Origin of the sequence: Methylocapsa sp. D3K7, from assembly GCF_029855125.1 — a bacterium.
Lineage (GTDB): Bacteria > Pseudomonadota > Alphaproteobacteria > Rhizobiales > Beijerinckiaceae > Methylocapsa.
Genome location: NZ_CP123229.1, coordinates 2,018,525 through 2,034,676 on the forward strand (window position 1 = coordinate 2,018,525; position 16,152 = coordinate 2,034,676).

The window sequence follows — 16,152 nt, forward strand, 5'->3', positions numbered from 1 at the left end:
GCCCATATTTCCTTCAACCGTCGGTCACGCTGCGCATCATCATCCGCATGGAAAGGAACGCTAACATCATGGCGGCGCAAGCCATCCCGATGATCAAATGGCCACGCGGGTCCGTAAATAAAGGGGTGAGATAGCCCGGTTGAATGACAAGCAACGCCCCTATCGTTAGAACCGGTATCCCGCCGAGCGTATAGGCGGTGATACGAATCTCGCCGGTCGCGGCCTTGGCCTTGAGACGCGTCGCGCGCCGCTTGCGTATAATATCGGAAAGAATATCCAGTGTGGTCGAGAGGTTGCCTCCCGTCGCATACTGCAACGCCACTGCCACCGTGAAAAAGCGGAAATCCGGAAGCCCTATTTCCCTGCTGCTTGAATCCAAGGTGTCTTCGATTGGAACACCGATTCTCAACTGGTCGGCGATGGTGGCGAACACGGTGTTGACCGGTGGCAATGCGTCGACGGCGATAGTCCGCATCGCCGCCGTGATCGGCAGGCCTGCCCGGACCATACGCGCGACGGTATCGACCGCTTCAGGGAACAGATCTATGAATTTGCGCTCGGTTCGTTTCTGCTGCCGGGAAAGAATAAAGCGCGGCACGATAAACGACGCAAATAAGCTTACGACGGTTGAAAGCAATAATGAGAGATCGAAGAAATGGTACGTCAAAATCCACACCCCACCGGCCGATAAAGCGGCTACCAGCAGCAGCGTGAGTGAGTTGATTTGCATTGCCCAGGTACGTTTGATTCCTATCGTGAATATACGCCGCACTTTCACATCAAATTCTTTGCTTCGGACCTTCAGCAACCCTCCGAGAGTTTCGGCCGTCACCAGCGTCTCCCTGATGCCGGCAACAAGGTTCAAGCGCCGCTCCATTTCAAGGCGCCTCCCTCGGCTCATCATGAGCGCAGCCGTAAGTACGAACACGCCAAAGAGCAGCAGAACCAGAGCTAGCACGGCGACGGACTGCATGCGGTTAATCCCCGATTTTTTGTTCTTGAACGCCAAGCGCTTGCAGGAATGCGGAACCTAATCCGTAATACTCGATCCGCGGAAGAAAATGCGGCCGGCCCTGTGTTGCTTCGAAGCTCCCACGGAGGGTGCCATCCGCGTTTTCGCCATCGAATTTGTATTTGAATAAATTGCCGAGGGTGATCATCTCTCCTTCCAATCCGACAACCTCCACGACCTCGGTAACACGGCGAACGCCATCGCGCATGCGCTCGGTATGCACCACAAGGTCAAGCGCGCTGGTGATTTGGGTACGAATTGCCCGCATCGGGAGGTTACCGGTTCCCATCAAAATCATATTCTCGATGCGTCCCAGCGCATCGCGTGCGGAGTTGGAATGAACGGTTGACATGGAGCCATTATGACCTGTGTTCATCGCTTGCATCATGTCAAACGCCTCCGGTCCGCGAACCTCTCCCACGATGATCCGGTCGGGCCGCATCCGAAGAGCGTTAACCATCAGAGCCCGCTGGTTGATATCACCGCGCCCTTCGAGATTGGGCGGGCGCGTCTCCAATGAAATGACGTGAGCCTGCTGGAGTTGGAGTTCGGCGGCGTCTTCGATGGTGACGATGCGCTCGCCCGGGTCGATCATGCTCGAAAGAGAGTTGAGCAGGGTCGTTTTACCAGAGCCGGTACCGCCGGAGATAATGATATTCAAGCGGCAACGAGCCGCGATCTCGAGCACTTTTGCGAGCTGCGGCGAGACGGAGCCGGTGGCGATAAAGCTTGCGAAGTCCATCATCGATTTCGAAAATTTGCGGATCGAAAGGCATGGTCCTTTGAGGCTGAGCGGCGGAATGATTACGTTGACGCGGCTGCCGTCCGCTAATCTTGCGTCCAGCATAGGACTTGATTCGTCGATACGGCGTCCAATTGATGACGCGATGCGTTGCGCCACGTGCAGGACGTGCGCATCGCTACGGAACTGCAGCTTCGTAAGCTGCAGCTTGCCCTGCCGCTCCACGTAGATCATCCGCGGTCCATTGACGAGGATATCGGCAACGGACGGGTCGCGCAAAAGCGGCTCAATCGGTCCAAGCCCAACCATTTCGTCAACGATATTGATTCCGAGAAGGCGCTGCTCGTCCTGATTCAGAAGAATTTTCCGGTCGTTGGCGATCTCGGCCACAAGTTTATTGACGAAGGCCATAAGCTCCGGCTTGCTGGTCCGCACTGCGACCAAAGGCTCTATACGCATGAAGATCTGATCGCGGATGAAGTCCTTTGCCTCGGACATCCCCACCCTCGAGGCTTTCATCGAGGCGTCGAAGCTCGCCTCCACTTCGGCTTGCGGCGCATTCGTCACCACCGGCTCAGGGGCCGATGTCTCACTGATACTCTTTTTGCCGAATTGGGCCATATCTAACCAAAGATCCGGCTGAACAGCGAGCGCGGCCTCGCGACCGGTTCTCCCGCCAAGTCACGGATCAACTTCGCAATCCCGGTGTTGAGCACAGCGCATTTTTGAGTGGCCTTAATCCCAAGATTTGAAGCGATCGCAATGTCTCGATCATATGCAATTGTGATGTCTGGGGCTTGGCCGGCGACGTGAATGAACTCGCCCTCCGACAGTCCGCCATTAGCTCCGGCCATGTTGAGAACATGCAGCGTCTTCCGCTCAGGAGAATTAGGTCCGATCCACTCCCGCCACCGCGCCAATTCGCGCGCCGATGATAGACTGGCATTGCTGACCAACACACAGGTGCTTGGCTCGCGCATCACCCGGATCAGCCCAACCGCGGCGGACGCCGGCATGTCGACGAAGATGAATCGATACCGATGCAGCAATTTTCCGAATAGCAACAGTACGGCGTCTTCATTCAGCGGAATGTTCGCGCCCAGGGGCTCAAGAGACGCCAGCACATCGAGACGTTGGCTCGCATGGATCGTTCCGCGCTCGAGGAAGAGTTTGTCGACGCGATCGGGTTTTTCGAATGCTTCGCGGAGAGCGTGGCTTGGCGACGAATCAAGCAGGAGCGCCGAGTCGCCATTCTGCATGTCGAGATCGACGAGCATGACCCAACGCTGTTCCTTCTCGGCCATGTGCCAGGCGGCACTTGCCGCGATCGTGGTGGCTCCGACGCCACCGCGCACACCCAGGACGAAGATAAGCTTGCCGCTGCGTAAACCCGTAGATTTGACCTGCCCCCCGTTGAGAATGCTACTGCAGGTACGTTTAACCAGATCGCGAACCAAAGGCTTGAAGTAATACTCGGCAACGCCTGCCTCTTTCAGATGACGGTAAAGAATAACGTCATTCCGGTCACCAACCGTCACGACGCTTACATCTGGCTCGCACCTTCCCGCGAGCTCATCGATGCGCGCGAGCGGGTCATCGACGCCGCTAAGGTCCACAATCAGCAGGCGTGGTGACGCCTGCGTGGCGAGTGCCGCGCTTGCGGTTTCGACCGTGCCTTTCGTGAATTCGGCGTCATCAACGCCAAGATCGCTCAGCGATTGACGGATGACTCCCTCGGAGTCCTGATCGGAGACAAAAACTTTCGCGGTAGGCGCCGCTACGCGGCCTGGGGTTGAAGCGGCGACGCTTCCGGGCACGGTAGCCGTGTAGGCATCTCTCCGCATTATGGGCGTCTCTCGACGTAAGGGGGCACGACGACTGTCGAAGCCAACGGGGCGATCTGATAACCGAAGTGGGGGGGGCATCGAACGTCGCCGTCGAGCGTGCTGCCGGTGGCCGGATTGCATGACTGCAGCGCTGGCGGCGGTGCTCCTATCACCGACGATGGCGCCGCCAGCGGCAGTGTGTGGATTTCGTTGAGAGCCAGGGAGACATCCGATGCCCAAACAGGCTTAGCGGCACGTACGACTTCCGGCCGCGCCGTGGCCGTGGCCGCGAAGGGCCGTACCACAAGCTGAAACTTGCCAAGCTGCTGGGCAACCAGAAGCTCTTCCGCTTGCCGTTCAGAAAGCTCGAGTGTGACTGTTTTCGGAATACGGGTTTCGGTGCTGACGCTGCTGAGCGTAGTGACTACAGTAGACGGCGGGTTCAGCGATTGATCGATGGCGATCACCCGCACATCATGCAGCACGGTCTCGCCCACTGTCTTGCGCCCGGGATCGGTGGTAATTTTGTCGTCGAAGCTTTGGGTCAATATCACATCGACATGATCGCCCGGCAATGCCATACCCGCCGCGCTCTGCGCCGCGTCAACAAAAATGGATACGGCGCGGTATCCTGGCTTGAGTACCGTGGCGAGGGATTGAGGCTTGGTAAACTCGTTTGCCATCAACGGCTCGCCTTCGGCGAAATCGCGTCGGCTGGACGTACCCAAAAATTCAGTCTCTTGTCCACGCAGGAGATTTCCGGGGTGCACCTCTCCCGGACCTACGTCTTTAAACGTGATATCTTCTTTTCGTAGCAATGTGCCGGCAGGGATTGCATGGGCCGCCGTCAACACGGCCTGTTGGGTTTCGACCTGTGTTGCGACCCCAGCGGGCGTGTTTCTCGCCTGTCCGAACCACGCGATCATGAGGCCAACACCCGCGAGCACGAAAACAGCGCCTACAGCGAGCAGGACATTGCGTAAAAACATTGAAAGAACTCTCTTGCGATGTAAGTGCTGACTCCGCCTAGCACGGCCACGGCATAGGGCAAGGAATTACCCGCCGCGATCCTGGCGCGCTCGGTCTTAATCATGAGAGCAAGCCCGCTCTCCGGAAGAGCAACTTCCACCGCAGCTGATTGAGATGAACTTTGGCTTTTGAGCCGGTAACGCGCCGCGAGGTAAAGGCAGCTGAGCAGCCCGCCAGCCAGTGCGATTTCGATCAGAAGTTGTCCCACGCGATCGGGCGCGACAAGAAATGTCACGGCACTAATGAGCTTCGTGTCGCCGCCCCCGATTATCTTGTAATGGGAAAGGATCCCAAGCCCGCAAAACACAATGGCGGCGGCGAGCAGGCTTAGCCAAACCTGCCAGGGTCTCGCGACAAGGGCCTGGGCCACGCCGATCGCGGCTATCGCAACCACAAGCTCATTTGGAATAATCCGGTCCTTCAAGTCCGTACTGGCACAGATGCCAAGCAGGATGAAGGCCACTGGCCAGGAGATCACATAGATGGGAAGAAGAAAGCTCATGTTCTCTTCGCCGCTATCACGTAGCTTCCGCCAACCAACCGAGAGATCACCGCCACGTTTCAACCAGCGCTGACAGAATTTCTCAAATGTGCGAGAGAGTTACCCTTGAAACATGACGTTTTGGGCAACTCTCCTGCATCAAGATCAACGCTAGGCTTTGACCGCTAGGGAGCGACGACCTTGCCCGCTATGTAATTGAACAAACCCGCAAGGTTTGTTCCGACAAGCGTCACGGCGGCGATGATAGCAAGTGCGATCAGTGAGGCGATAAGCCCGTATTCGATCGCGGTAACGCCGTTCTCCGAGTCGAGCGAAAACCAGTTGCTTACAGTTTTGCTTAATTTACGCATTCCATTTTCCTTGCTGAATATGTACATGGTTAAAATATTTCTGTGTTAACTATCATTTGAGATATATCGACAGCAATTCGTCATAATTCTTGATAGGTCGGTCCGTTCCCTCACCTGTAGAGATAATTATTCTATGATCAGGAATCCGGCGGAGTGGGGCAAAGCCTTTAGCTATGCTGCTGTGCGTTAACTTTTAGGGGGCGACGACCTTGCCCGCGATGTAAGTGAACAAACCCGCAAGGTTCGTTCCCACAAGTGTTACAGCTACAATGATAGCGACCGCGATCAGTGAGGCGATAAGCCCATATTCAATCGCCGTAACGCCGCTCTCCGATTCGATTGAAAACCAGCTGATTACAGTTCTGTTTAAGCTGCGCATTTCCTTCCCCTTTTTTAAATTGTAATTGAAATATAACAATTAGTGTAAATTTATCAATTGTCTTATGTCAATTATTTTTAATTGAAATTAACAATTGGACGGTCCCTTCTTTAACAGAGCGGGGGCCCGGATACGCCAGGAAGCAAGGTGGTCACCACACACCGGGAATAAGGCGCGGCGTGCGCCGCGCGTATGCGGGGTATTCCGGAAAAGTCATCCGGAGGACCTCCTCCTCAAGGAGCATCCTCCGGATCTGCACGGTTCCATGTAGCGCCAGGAACGGTAGGGCCGCGAACCAAGCGTATTGCAACAGAATGCCGGCAATCGCGGCCTCCTCGACCAGATAGAGTGGATGCCGGACTATGGCGTAAGGCCCGTTTGTGACCAGTTTGCGCGCTTGCGGGATCAGGCTGAACGACCGGCCCAGGGATAGCAGCGTGTAGACAATCAGCACCTCGCTGAAGATGAGGATCGCCGCCGATGCCGCAACGAGTGTGGGAAGTTCCGGGCCACGCGGCAGCAGGGGAATTAACCACGCGCCATAGGTGCCGGCCAGCGCCAACAATACCGGCCCGAACCCTTTGGCCCGGCTGACCGGCTCTGGCCGCAGCAGCATGATGCAGCAGATGATCGTGTAGAAGAGGACGATGCACCCCTCCGAGAACAGAGCCGGCCAAGCACCCGGGCCGGCATGGCCAGCCGCGATGTCCGTTATCAGGCTGCTGACGGACCTGAAGGATGCCGCGCCCAGGACAAGAAACCAGGTGCAGGCGCAAAGGCGCACCATTAGCGCACGGGCGTGCTCAGAATCCATGTGGGAAACGGTGTCCCGCCCGACGACTGGGCGCGGCCAGAACGAGAGCCAAGCCTTAGTCACTAAGGGGCTGCCACTTTAGGCGCGACGTAATTAAATATACCCGCAAGATGCGTTCCAGTAAGTGTTACGGCCGTTATGATACTTATGGCGATCAGAGCGGCGATGAGCCCATATTCGATCGCTGTAACTCCGCTTTTGGAATCAACCATAAGCCAGACCACCAAGTGCTTGGCTAAGTTGCGCAACTCATGCGGCTCCTTTTTTGAATAATTATTAAATTATGATATTGCGATTTAGTCTGCTAATTGACATATATCAAATACGCTAAATTAAAATAGTTTATTATCCATTTGGTTCCCGCGCCGGTAGAGTTTTTGTTTTTTGGGCAGGCCGTGAGGCCGTGAGGCCGTGAGATGAATAAAACTAAGTTTTTTTTGCCGCTCAAGATTTTTCAGAACCGGGCGATTTGCGCCATGATCCGCCGGAATTGCGATCTTGCGAGGGATTGCACCGGAACGGTGGCTATTGAGTTTGCTCTGGTTCTTCCTCTGCTGCTCACGATATTGTTGGGCATCGTTCAATATGCGCTAATCTTCAATAACATCAGCGTGCTGACGAACGCCACGGCCGCCGGTGCGCTGGTGTTTTCGCAAGGCCGCTCGCTCCCTTCTTCGACACCTTATAGCACTACTGTGACCCAGATTCAGTCAGCGGCGGCATCCCTGGTTCAAGCGAATTTAACTATTACCACGTCTGTCCAGGGGGCGACCTGCACGGGAGACGCTGGATGCCTGACCGCGCTTAAGAATGCTTATCCAGGGGGATCCGCGTCAGTGACGGTGACATATCCTTGCCCATTAATCTTGTCCACGTCGGGTTTGGCATGGTTAGGGATTAACACCACGTTTTGCCCTCTAACCTCGACGGTGACGGAGTATGTGATGTGAGACGGGGAATGGGCTCCTTTCTTCGCCAGTTGTGGAGGGGCGAGGACGGCGTCGTCGCGGTCATCGCAGCGCTCTCGATGGTCATGCTTTTCGGATTCGCCGCAATTTCGGTTGACGTCGCCAATCTCATCTACGTCAAGAGCAATCTCCAAGCTTCCGCCAATGTCGCGGCGCTGGCGGGAGGGCAAAACATCCCCTCTGGAACGGCGACCACTACGGCGATCACCTATGGCGCCCAGAGTGGTCAAAAGAACTTCTTTTCCGCGCAGACAGTGACGACGACGCCTACGTTGAAGTGCCTGACTGCCCTGCAGAACTTGAACGGCACGGGCCTGGGCATTCCTTGCCTCACCTACGGAAGCCAGGCCGCCGCAAACGCCATTACGGTGACGCAGACGGCGGTGGTGCCGACATTCTTCGCTGGTGCGCTCGGCATCAATAGCGTGACGATCTCGGCGACCGCGACCGCAAGCTCGAAGGGCGGCGCGCCCCCGCCGCTCAACGTGATGATGATATTAGACACGACGCAGTCTATGAACACAACTGATGCCAACTGCTCGATCCCGGGGAAATCGAGTCCATCGAGACTTAACTGCGCGAACTACGGGATCCAGACTCTACTACGCCAATTGTCGCCGACGGTGGACCAAGTTGGCTTGATGGTGTTCCCAGGGCTGACAAATGCAAGCCAAGTTTCGAAGGAATATGATTGCTCGTCCAGCGCACCAACGATTGCGAATTACACGACTGCGGCGAACGCGGTATACCAGATCATTTCGTCATCGACCGATTACCGCACCAGTGCGTCTGCCACCAGTCTGAACTCTAGTTCCAACCTCACGAAAGCGGTCTCTATCCCGGGAGTAGCAGGCTCCAGTTGTTCAGGTTTGAGTGCCGTGGGCGGAGTTGCAACCTACTACGCTAGTGTCATCACCGCGGCGCAGACCGCCCTCACGGCTAGTCATCAGGCGGGGCAGCAGAATGTGATCGTTTTCATAGGCGACGGAGACGCGAATGCTACTGCCGCCAACGTGGGGAATGGTAACACAAACACCAGCAAAAACCCCGCAGCCTTAAACCAGTGCCGTCAGGCGATTACCGCTGCTCAATCCGCCACGGCAGCGGGAACTTGGGTGTACTCGGTTGCCTATGGCGCGTCGACATCATCATCGGGCAGTTGCAGCACGGATACACCTAGCATATCCGCGTGCTCTGCCTTGCAACAAATTGCCTCGGTTCCGTCGAAGTTTTACTCCGACAACCCATCAGGCTGCGTGTCAGTTAATTCAATCTCCGCCCTCAGTAGTATCTTCCAGAATATTGCAACCAGTCTGCTCAACGCAATGTTGATCCCCAATGGTACGACGTAGGGCCCTGCCCTGGCGATGCGGGTTTCGATCGGCCAGTCTAACTAGCGGGTATTGACGAAGCTCGAGCAAGGCGATTTTAGCGGCGCAGCGGGTCAGGCAAGCTCGCACCGGTTCCGTCCGCCGGCCTTGGCGGCATAGAGAGCCCGGCCGGCTGCCGCAACGACGGCCTCCGCGGACTCGGCGGCGCCCGAGTTGAGCCCAATGCCGAAGCTGGCGGTGATCGGCCGGCTTGCGGCTCCGAGGTCGAACGGCGAGTCGGCAATAGCCAAACGGAAACGCTCCGCAGCCTGCATCACCTGCTGCCTGTTCGTATCGCCGACAATGAGCAGGAACTCCTCGCCCCCGTAGCGGCCAAAATAATCGCTTTGCCGGAGAATGGCGGAAAGCCGCCGCGCGAACTCGTGGAGCGCCATGTCGCTTGCGGCATGGCCAAAGGAATCATTGATCTCTTTGAACTGATCGATGCCGGCCATGATCACGCCGAGGGTCCTTCCGGCAGCCGCGTTGGCCCGGATCTGCCGCTCGAGGGATGTCATGACAGCCGCCCGGTTCAATATGCCGGTCAGTGCATCACGGTTGGCGGCTTGCTTGAGTTGCTCAGCTTGGCGTACGAGAAATTGGTTGCGCTCAACCAGCTCCTGGAACAGACGGCTTTTGTAGATCACTGTGGCGACCTCTTCGGCAATCTGGCGGAAGACCGTCTGGTGGATCTTTCCATATGCGCGCTTTTCGTGGCTCGTGAAAAAAAGGATTCCGAGCGGGCGGTCATCGACGAAGAGGGGACAGGTGAGGCTCGATCGGCCGCCCTCGGCCACGATGCGGCGGGTGGAGTCCGATTGCGGCTCGGCGTCGAGATAGGATTCCAGATCGTTCAGGATGCGGGGCTCGCCAGTCCGGAACACCTCCTGGAGGCTGCTTCCCTCCATCGGCTGCGAATAGCCCTTGGTAATCTGCGGCGGTCCGAGGTTGGAGCGCACCCAAAAAGAAGTCAGCCGCGTTCCACTATCTGAGAGGAAGGCGCAGCCGATGCGGTCATAAGGAATGATCGCGGAAAAACTTTTGAAGATACTGTCAAGCACATCCTCGACAAGAATTCCGCGCTCGACCGTATGCACCACCTCTAACAACTTTATGAGCTGGTCCTCGCGCCGGACGATGACGTCGGCCAAGAGCCGTAGCTCCCAGCTCAGCTTGGCCAAGGGTTCCGCGGTGTCTTCCGGCAGTTGCGGCGGGCTATGGCCGCGGCGGAGCTCGCCGACCCAATTGGCATAAGCATCCAGCCGATCCTCCAAAGCGTGTGGTTTAGGTTCATTGGTATCCATGCCAGTTCCAACTTCGCTTAAAAGACTCCGCGCGTGTCAGCGCCAACGAATGACTCCAAGGATATTTGAACTCTCGTCGGTCCAAAGAACGGGACCCGGCTGTGGCGCGTCCCAGCCATCGGCCGCGAGGGCGTCGAGCTCGCCGCCGGGCGCGGCTACAGCCACTACCTCGGCGCCAATTCGCCGTCGCTCGGTGCCAATGGACGGCACCAGCAGGTGGCGAACCGGCGCACCGGCGTCCGCGGCCAGCCGGGCGACCACCGGTGTCAAATCGAGGTAGCGGTTGCTGACATGAAACAGCACAACTCCTCCCGGCTTGAGGCGGGCGAAATACAGCGCCAGCGCCTCGCGTGTGATCAGGTGAACCGGCACGCTATCGGAGCTAAATACGTCGATGACCATCAGATCGTAGCGGGCGGCGGTGTCGGCCCCGAGGGTAAGCCGCGCGTCGCCAAGGACCACGGACGAGTGGTTGCCGCAGCCTGCCATGAAATGGAACCAGCGGTCGTCACGGGCAAGGCGCTCCACGACCGGATCGATTTCGCGGAAGGTCCATACTTCGCCGGGACGCGCGTAGCAGCCTAGCCCGCCAGTGCCAAGGCCGAGAACGCTGACTGCGCTGATCGGCGAGGCCCGCCGGCCAAGGGCCGCGAATAGCCTACCGAAGGGGCCGGCGGCATCGTAATAACCGAGTGGCGTCAGCTCCTCGCCTGGGCGGGTGCTCTGCATGCCATGGATGGTGGTGCCGTGTTGCAGCACCACAAGGTCATCGTTCGGCAGACGGCGCACGCGATGGACGCCGAAGAAGCTGCGCGTCATCATCAATGTGTCGGATACGTCCACCAGCGCCGGAAACAGCAAAAAGCCCGCCAGTGCCATCGCCAGCCGCACTCGCCGTTTAGCAAACCAAAGCAGCCCCGCCCCCGGCACCACGATCGACGCGGCATGTGCCACCGGGCGCAGCGCCTCAGGACTGGCGGGGCTGGCCGCCCACAGCAGTGCGATGGCGAGCACTGTGAGCGCAACGGGCAAGAGCAAATCGCCACGGATCGCCCAATTCTCCGAGCGCCGGGTGGCTCGCGGCGGCGGCCGTAGCAAGCAAGCCGCGATCAGCAGCAGCGGATACTCCCAGGGGCCAAGGAACAGCACGGGCGCCAGCAATGCGCAGAACACTCCGCCCAAAGCACCTCCCAGCGAAATCAGTATATAGTAACCGGTCAGACCCTGCGCGTCCGGACGCCGTTGCGCCAGTTCGGTATGGCAGACCGCGGCTGTCAAAGTGAAAGCGCTGAGCGAACTGATCAGGCTGACGATAGTTGGCGTGCCGTACATTCCAATGAGACCAGCAGCGGCCAATGCCATCCCCTGAAGCGCGAGTAGAGTGCGCTGCCCGATAAATTGCCGCCGTGCGAAGGCAAGCATGAAAGTGCCGATGTAGATCGCGAGCGGCATTACCCAGAATAGTGGTGTCGCGGCGATGTCGGTCGTAATATAAGTGGTGACCGCCAGCATCAGAGCCGAGGGTACGAAAGCAAGCAGCACCCAGCGCAACCGTTCCGCCTTGCTGGTCAATGCCGCAGTCTCCACGACCAGCCCTGGCGCAGTCGCGGGCGCCGGGTAGCGTTGCGCCGCGATGCCGCAAGCCACCACGGCAGCGGCGGTGACGGCAAAGCCGGCCGACCAGAGTCGGCCCTGTCCGGAAAGGTCCAGTGTTGTCTCGATAAGCACGGGATAACTCAGAAGAGCGAGTAGGCTGCCGGAGTTGCTGGCGACGTACAGGAAGTAAGGGTCCCGCGCTTGCGGATGGGTGGTTAGGCTGAACCAGTGTTGCAGCAGCGGCGCCGTTGCGGCGATGGCAACAAAAGGCGCCCCTACCGCAAGCGCTAGGCGGGCCAGCAGCCAGCCGATCGGGGCGGCGGCGGCGGTTGGCGCATCCGCGCCCAATGAAAGAGGCAGCACGACAAGGCCCGACGAGAGCACTAGCGCGTGCAAGACAAGCTGGGCTCGCGGCTGCAGCCGCCTGGCGACGAAATGCGCATAGCCATAGCCGAATAACAGAGCTACCTGAAAGAAACAGACGCAAGTGTTCCACACCGCCGGCGAGCCGCCCAGTCGCGGCAGCAGCATGCGCGAAACAACAGGCTGGACCGAGAACAACAGGAAGGCCGAGAGAAAGAGTGAAGCCGTGAAGCCGGCCAGCAGTACGGAGCCCGCCGCATGCCGTTTGATCGTCGTAAGGGGGATATCAGGTGTCGCGATGAGCATTGCGTAACCCTGGCAGCCATCATTGAAATTAAAAGACTCGCGAGTCTCTCGCCAAGAATCATATGCTTTCAGCAGCTACTGCGCGGCGACAGCTCCGGGAAACTGGCTAAGGCGAGGCTCGATCAGCCTTTGCCGTAACATCTCCGTCGCGCTATCCGCGCGGACTGGCGCGCTGTAATAATAGCCTTGCACCTTCGTTGGGGAAGGTACACAAGTCAGCAGGTCTCGCTGCACCTCCGTTTCCACGCCTTGCGCAACAACCTCGATGTCGAGCTCTCGGGCGACGCCAATGATCGCCCGCACCATCGCCGAAGCCTCTGGGTCCTGCGTCGAGGCATCGATCATTAAGCGCGGGATTTTCACTCGGCTCACGCGATAGGTCTTGAGATAGTCGAGCGAGGAATATTGCGAGCCGAAATCCTCAATTGCGATTTTCACACCGAGTTGCTGCAGCCGGTCAAGCACGCTATTCTTATGCAGTGTGACGTGCGCAAGCATGGATTCCGTTACATCGAGCTCCAAGTTCTTCGGGGATAGCCCCCATTTCGTCAATGTTTTACTGATAGATCCGACGAGCTCATCTCCGGTTTGCAGTTGCTTGAGCGAGAGATTTATGGCGAGGATCGGCGGAGCAATTCCGGCCTTTTGCCAGGCATTCATCTGTTCGCACGCATGGTCGAGCACCCATTGTCCGAGCGTCACAATGAGGGGAGTTTTCTCCACGATTGGCAGGAAATCGTCCGGTTTGATCAGACCACGCGTTGCATGATTCCAGCGTATCAGCGCCTCCATGCCGACAATTCGGCCTGTGGTGAGCTCGACTTGCGGCTGATAGTAGAGTTCCAGCTCATCGCGTTCGAAGGCCTGCCTCAAATCATTGGTAATAGCTACACGATCGCGCACCTCGCGATCGAGATCCGCTGAATGGAAGCAATACTGGTCGCGGCCCTCTTCCTTGGCTCGATAGAGGGCAAGATCGGCTTGCGTAAGCATTTCGTCGGATCCCTCGGTCTCGGACGTATAGGGAGAAATTCCGATGCTCGCGCTGATATTCATTTCAGTTTCGCCGAGCGTATAGGGAGCCCCCAGGACATCGTGAATCTTCGATGCCAGCACTCCGGCATTGGAGACATCGGTTAGTTCCGTCTGTAGGATTGCGAACTCATCGCCGCCCAGACGGGCGACGAGATCGGTTGCGCGGGTACATCCCTTGAGTCGCTCGGCGACCGCCTTGAGCAGGAGATCGCCGGCAAAATGCCCGAGCGTGTCGTTGACATCCTTGAACCGGTCGAGATCGAGGTAGAGAACCGCGAAGGGATTCGCGCCGCGCTTGGCCGCGGCGAAGGTCTGACACAGCCGGTCGATGAAGGTCGCGCGGTTGGCGAGTCCTGTGAGCGCATCGGTCCTGGCGAGGACCATAATTTTATCGGCGGCTTCTTTTTTATCCGTGACATCGGTTAAGAGGCCCTCGATTTCGACGAGCCGCCCGGCAGCATCGCGGATGGGCGTATAGTGGTTCTCGACCCAGCGATAGATGCCATCGCTCGTCCGCATGCGAAATTCGATTGTTTCGGACTGGGTGCCCTCCATCACGATCCGCGCCAACATTTCCAGTATTTTAAGCTCGTCGTCGGGGTGAATAATGGTCTTGTATAACTGGGGCGATGCGATCATTTCGGCCGGGTCATAGCCAAACATGGTAACGTTGTGCGAGACATAGATCAGTGGTAGGGATGGCTCGCCGCGCAAGCGGAAGAGAATCGTCGGGCTTCGTTCGATGATCGTGTTCGCGTCCCGTAGTTGCTTGACGTAGCGCTCACGGATCATTGCGCTTCCGATCATGTCTGCGGCGGTCCGCAAAATATCGACTTCGACCGGTGACCACTCACGTGCCGTCGTGCATTCATCAAAGCAGATGCGTCCCCAGTATTTACCTTCGATGATTATGGGGACGTCGAGACTCGACGCGATCCCCAGGCGTTGTAACATAGTCTTGACCACGCCATCAGTCATGGTGCTTGGTATGCTGGTGACGGTTTTCCCATCGAGAAGCGGCGCAAACCAGGGAGCCGTTTCCAATGCACTTGGGTCGAGTTGCCCAAGAGTAGGCATCGCTGGGGCTGCGGCCGAGTGCCAGCTGTACCGCAGGACAGAAAGGGGCGCCATGCCAACCCTGTTCCGGTTTTCAAGCACGAGCATGCGATCGGTTCGCACGGCGCCCCCTATCGTATCGAGCACCTTTGCCATCACGTCCTTTATCGTCTCGGCGGTCAGCAATTCTTTGGCGGCGATCGAGACTGCGTGAAGGAGATTGCTACGATAGTCCGTCGCAGCGGCGAGTCGATTGCGTATCGCATCTTGCCGCGATCCGCTTCGGCGAGAAAGCTCGAGATACGTCATGACGGCCATGGTCAAGAGCAACCCCACGGTCAAGATCATCTGGGAACGGTCGTGATTAATCAGAGGCGATCCCACCGGAATTGGAACGACGATCATCGTCCAACGCGCGTCGGCAAGGACCACCTCACCGGTCCAATGCAATCCCGCTTCAAGATCGGCACGCGACCGTGCCTTCGCTGGTTCTGAACGCAGGAGCGAGGAGCGGACGTGGAACGGAGGCTCGTTAGGACCGGCGCGTTGCCGGAATAAATAAATATCAAGACCTTGGGGCGATTTCACACCGCGAAAAACCTTATCGATCATCGGACCGGGCAAAAACGAGCCGCGAAGAAAACCCTTAAAATTACTGCGGCGATCCTCAATCCTCTCATGAGGCGAGTCAAATCCATACATGGGAGCGAACAGGAAGATGTTCCTCTGACCTGCTGCCTGAGGGGGCGTAGCCGCCATCTCTCCGCTTTCTCTCGCTCGCGTCATCGCCTCCTGTTCCACCGGATCTGAGCTAATTTCCAAACCAAGGAGCGTGGGTGCCGCCGTCGCTTGGCTCGAATAAAGAATCGGAAAATATTCGTCTTTTGCATCGGCGGGAACAAATTTTCCGTCATTGCTGTGAGCGCTAATGCGGTAGCCCGCAAGACCCTGCTGGGCAGCCGCGCGTTCGTGCACGGCCCGCTGCTGGCGTAACACGCGAGGGACCCAGTCGATTTCTAGGGAGACATCAAATACGCTCCTCAACCCGTCAATGATGCGGGAAAATGCAGCACGGTCGATCTCCTTCGCGGAGGACTGGAACTGACGCGCTGCGGAGTTCATCATCTGCTCTAGATCGACCAGCCCGTCCTGTAGACAGAGACGGCGATCGTCACCGAGAACATTGAGCTGGGCTTGTGCGTGATTGTTTTCCCAATAGTGCGCGACCCACCAACTGGCAACGCAGGACAAGGCGACACCGATCGCACCGGCGATCAGCACTCGCCGCAGCGGCCATCGATTGACCGCTGCCAAGGTGTCGCGCGCATAGGCAGCAAACCCATTCGCGCGGTCAAGCCACCGACTCATGCTCTTGCTCCTCCTGGTTCGGCGCAGTCTGCCTGTCGCACCACCGAGTCGCTCTCTTGCGATGGGCATGGCGTATATCCCTGGAAGTAATCATGTCATGGTTGCGCAGTACGGGGCAGGTCAATTGCCATA

14 protein-coding genes are annotated in these 16,152 nt (G+C 57.8%); 2 read left to right on the top strand and 12 right to left on the bottom strand.

Annotation, left to right across the window (positions count from 1 at the left end; translation table 11 throughout):
- Positions 1 to 13: 13 nt before the first annotated feature.
- The 9 genes from QEV83_RS09250 to QEV83_RS09290 all read right to left on the bottom strand — a co-directional run bounded on the left by QEV83_RS09250 (position 14) and on the right by QEV83_RS09290 (position 6,866).
- A complete protein-coding gene (locus QEV83_RS09250; protein WP_280130895.1) occupies positions 14 to 973 on the bottom strand; it encodes a type II secretion system F family protein in 960 nt (319 codons plus the stop codon).
- A 4-nt stretch (positions 974 to 977) separates the two neighbouring features.
- Entirely contained in the window at positions 978 to 2,375 is a 1,398-nt protein-coding gene (locus QEV83_RS09255; protein WP_280130896.1) for a CpaF family protein, read from the bottom strand.
- A 2-nt stretch (positions 2,376 to 2,377) separates the two neighbouring features.
- Entirely contained in the window at positions 2,378 to 3,598 is a 1,221-nt protein-coding gene (locus QEV83_RS09260; RefSeq protein WP_280130897.1) for a cellulose synthase operon protein YhjQ/BcsQ, read from the bottom strand.
- Entirely contained in the window at positions 3,598 to 4,569 is a 972-nt protein-coding gene (gene cpaB, locus QEV83_RS09265) for a Flp pilus assembly protein CpaB (RefSeq protein WP_280130898.1), read from the bottom strand. Before cpaB ends, QEV83_RS09260 begins: the two co-directional genes overlap by 1 nt.
- Positions 4,539 to 5,111, bottom strand: coding sequence for an A24 family peptidase (locus QEV83_RS09270; protein WP_280130899.1), 573 nt, complete (start codon positions 5,109 to 5,111; stop codon positions 4,539 to 4,541). The genes cpaB and QEV83_RS09270 overlap by 31 nt, the downstream gene beginning before the upstream one ends.
- Before the next feature lie 164 nt (positions 5,112 to 5,275).
- A complete protein-coding gene (locus QEV83_RS09275) occupies positions 5,276 to 5,461 on the bottom strand; it encodes a Flp family type IVb pilin (RefSeq protein WP_280130900.1) in 186 nt (61 codons plus the stop codon).
- Between the two features lie 193 nt (positions 5,462 to 5,654).
- Positions 5,655 to 5,840 (bottom strand): Flp family type IVb pilin, encoded by a 186-nt coding sequence (locus tag QEV83_RS09280; protein WP_280130901.1) that lies wholly within the window; start codon positions 5,838 to 5,840, stop codon positions 5,655 to 5,657.
- Positions 5,841 to 5,991: 151 nt separating this feature from the next.
- Positions 5,992 to 6,654: an isoprenylcysteine carboxylmethyltransferase family protein gene (locus tag QEV83_RS09285; RefSeq protein ID WP_280130902.1), complete on the bottom strand. Its 663-nt coding sequence runs from the start codon at positions 6,652 to 6,654 to the stop codon at positions 5,992 to 5,994.
- Positions 6,655 to 6,716: 62 nt separating this feature from the next.
- A complete protein-coding gene (locus QEV83_RS09290; RefSeq protein ID WP_280130903.1) occupies positions 6,717 to 6,866 on the bottom strand; it encodes a Flp family type IVb pilin in 150 nt (49 codons plus the stop codon).
- Between the two features lie 204 nt (positions 6,867 to 7,070).
- Between QEV83_RS09290 and QEV83_RS09295 the strand changes: the two genes are divergently transcribed.
- Both QEV83_RS09295 and QEV83_RS09300 read left to right on the top strand, forming a co-directional pair.
- Complete coding sequence (locus QEV83_RS09295; RefSeq protein WP_280130904.1) at positions 7,071 to 7,604, top strand: TadE/TadG family type IV pilus assembly protein; 534 nt, start codon at positions 7,071 to 7,073, stop codon at positions 7,602 to 7,604.
- Between the two features lie 8 nt (positions 7,605 to 7,612).
- Positions 7,613 to 8,974: a TadG family pilus assembly protein gene (locus QEV83_RS09300; protein ID WP_280130905.1), complete on the top strand. Its 1,362-nt coding sequence runs from the start codon at positions 7,613 to 7,615 to the stop codon at positions 8,972 to 8,974.
- A 92-nt stretch (positions 8,975 to 9,066) separates the two neighbouring features.
- On the opposite strand, the gene QEV83_RS09305 is transcribed toward QEV83_RS09300, so the two are convergent.
- The 3 genes from QEV83_RS09305 to QEV83_RS09315 all read right to left on the bottom strand — a co-directional run bounded on the left by QEV83_RS09305 (position 9,067) and on the right by QEV83_RS09315 (position 16,020).
- Complete coding sequence (locus tag QEV83_RS09305) at positions 9,067 to 10,296, bottom strand: sensor domain-containing diguanylate cyclase (protein ID WP_280130906.1); 1,230 nt, start codon at positions 10,294 to 10,296, stop codon at positions 9,067 to 9,069.
- Positions 10,297 to 10,332: 36 nt separating this feature from the next.
- The gene (locus QEV83_RS09310) at positions 10,333 to 12,561 is read right to left on the bottom strand and encodes a fused MFS/spermidine synthase (RefSeq protein WP_280130907.1); all 2,229 of its coding nucleotides are present in this window, start codon (positions 12,559 to 12,561) and stop codon (positions 10,333 to 10,335) included.
- 75 nt (positions 12,562 to 12,636) lie between these two features.
- A complete protein-coding gene (locus QEV83_RS09315; RefSeq protein WP_280130908.1) occupies positions 12,637 to 16,020 on the bottom strand; it encodes an EAL domain-containing protein in 3,384 nt (1,127 codons plus the stop codon).
- Positions 16,021 to 16,152 lie beyond the last annotated feature (132 nt).

Bases quoted from the DNA above. Each gene is read 5' to 3' on its own strand.
- QEV83_RS09250 (WP_280130895.1), bottom strand. From the start codon at position 973: ATGCAGTCCGTCGCCGTGCTAGCTCTGGTTCTGCTGCTCTTTGGCGTG.
- cpaB (WP_280130898.1), bottom strand. From the start codon at position 4,569: ATGTTTTTACGCAATGTCCTGCTCGCTGTAGGCGCTGTTTTCGTGCTC.
- QEV83_RS09305 (WP_280130906.1), bottom strand. From the start codon at position 10,296: ATGGATACCAATGAACCTAAACCACACGCTTTGGAGGATCGGCTGGAT.
- QEV83_RS09270 (WP_280130899.1), bottom strand. From the start codon at position 5,111: ATGAGCTTTCTTCTTCCCATCTATGTGATCTCCTGGCCAGTGGCCTTC.
- QEV83_RS09280 (WP_280130901.1), bottom strand. From the start codon at position 5,840: ATGCGCAGCTTAAACAGAACTGTAATCAGCTGGTTTTCAATCGAATCG.
- QEV83_RS09255 (WP_280130896.1), bottom strand. From the start codon at position 2,375: ATGGCCCAATTCGGCAAAAAGAGTATCAGTGAGACATCGGCCCCTGAG.
- QEV83_RS09300 (WP_280130905.1), top strand. From the start codon at position 7,613: ATGGGCTCCTTTCTTCGCCAGTTGTGGAGGGGCGAGGACGGCGTCGTC.
- QEV83_RS09295 (WP_280130904.1), top strand. From the start codon at position 7,071: ATGAATAAAACTAAGTTTTTTTTGCCGCTCAAGATTTTTCAGAACCGG.
- QEV83_RS09275 (WP_280130900.1), bottom strand. From the start codon at position 5,461: ATGCGTAAATTAAGCAAAACTGTAAGCAACTGGTTTTCGCTCGACTCG.
- QEV83_RS09260 (WP_280130897.1), bottom strand. From the start codon at position 3,598: ATGCGGAGAGATGCCTACACGGCTACCGTGCCCGGAAGCGTCGCCGCT.
- QEV83_RS09290 (WP_280130903.1), bottom strand. From the start codon at position 6,866: ATGGTTGATTCCAAAAGCGGAGTTACAGCGATCGAATATGGGCTCATC.
- QEV83_RS09310 (WP_280130907.1), bottom strand. From the start codon at position 12,561: ATGCTCATCGCGACACCTGATATCCCCCTTACGACGATCAAACGGCAT.
- QEV83_RS09285 (WP_280130902.1), bottom strand. From the start codon at position 6,654: ATGGATTCTGAGCACGCCCGTGCGCTAATGGTGCGCCTTTGCGCCTGC.
- QEV83_RS09315 (WP_280130908.1), bottom strand. From the start codon at position 16,020: ATGAGTCGGTGGCTTGACCGCGCGAATGGGTTTGCTGCCTATGCGCGC.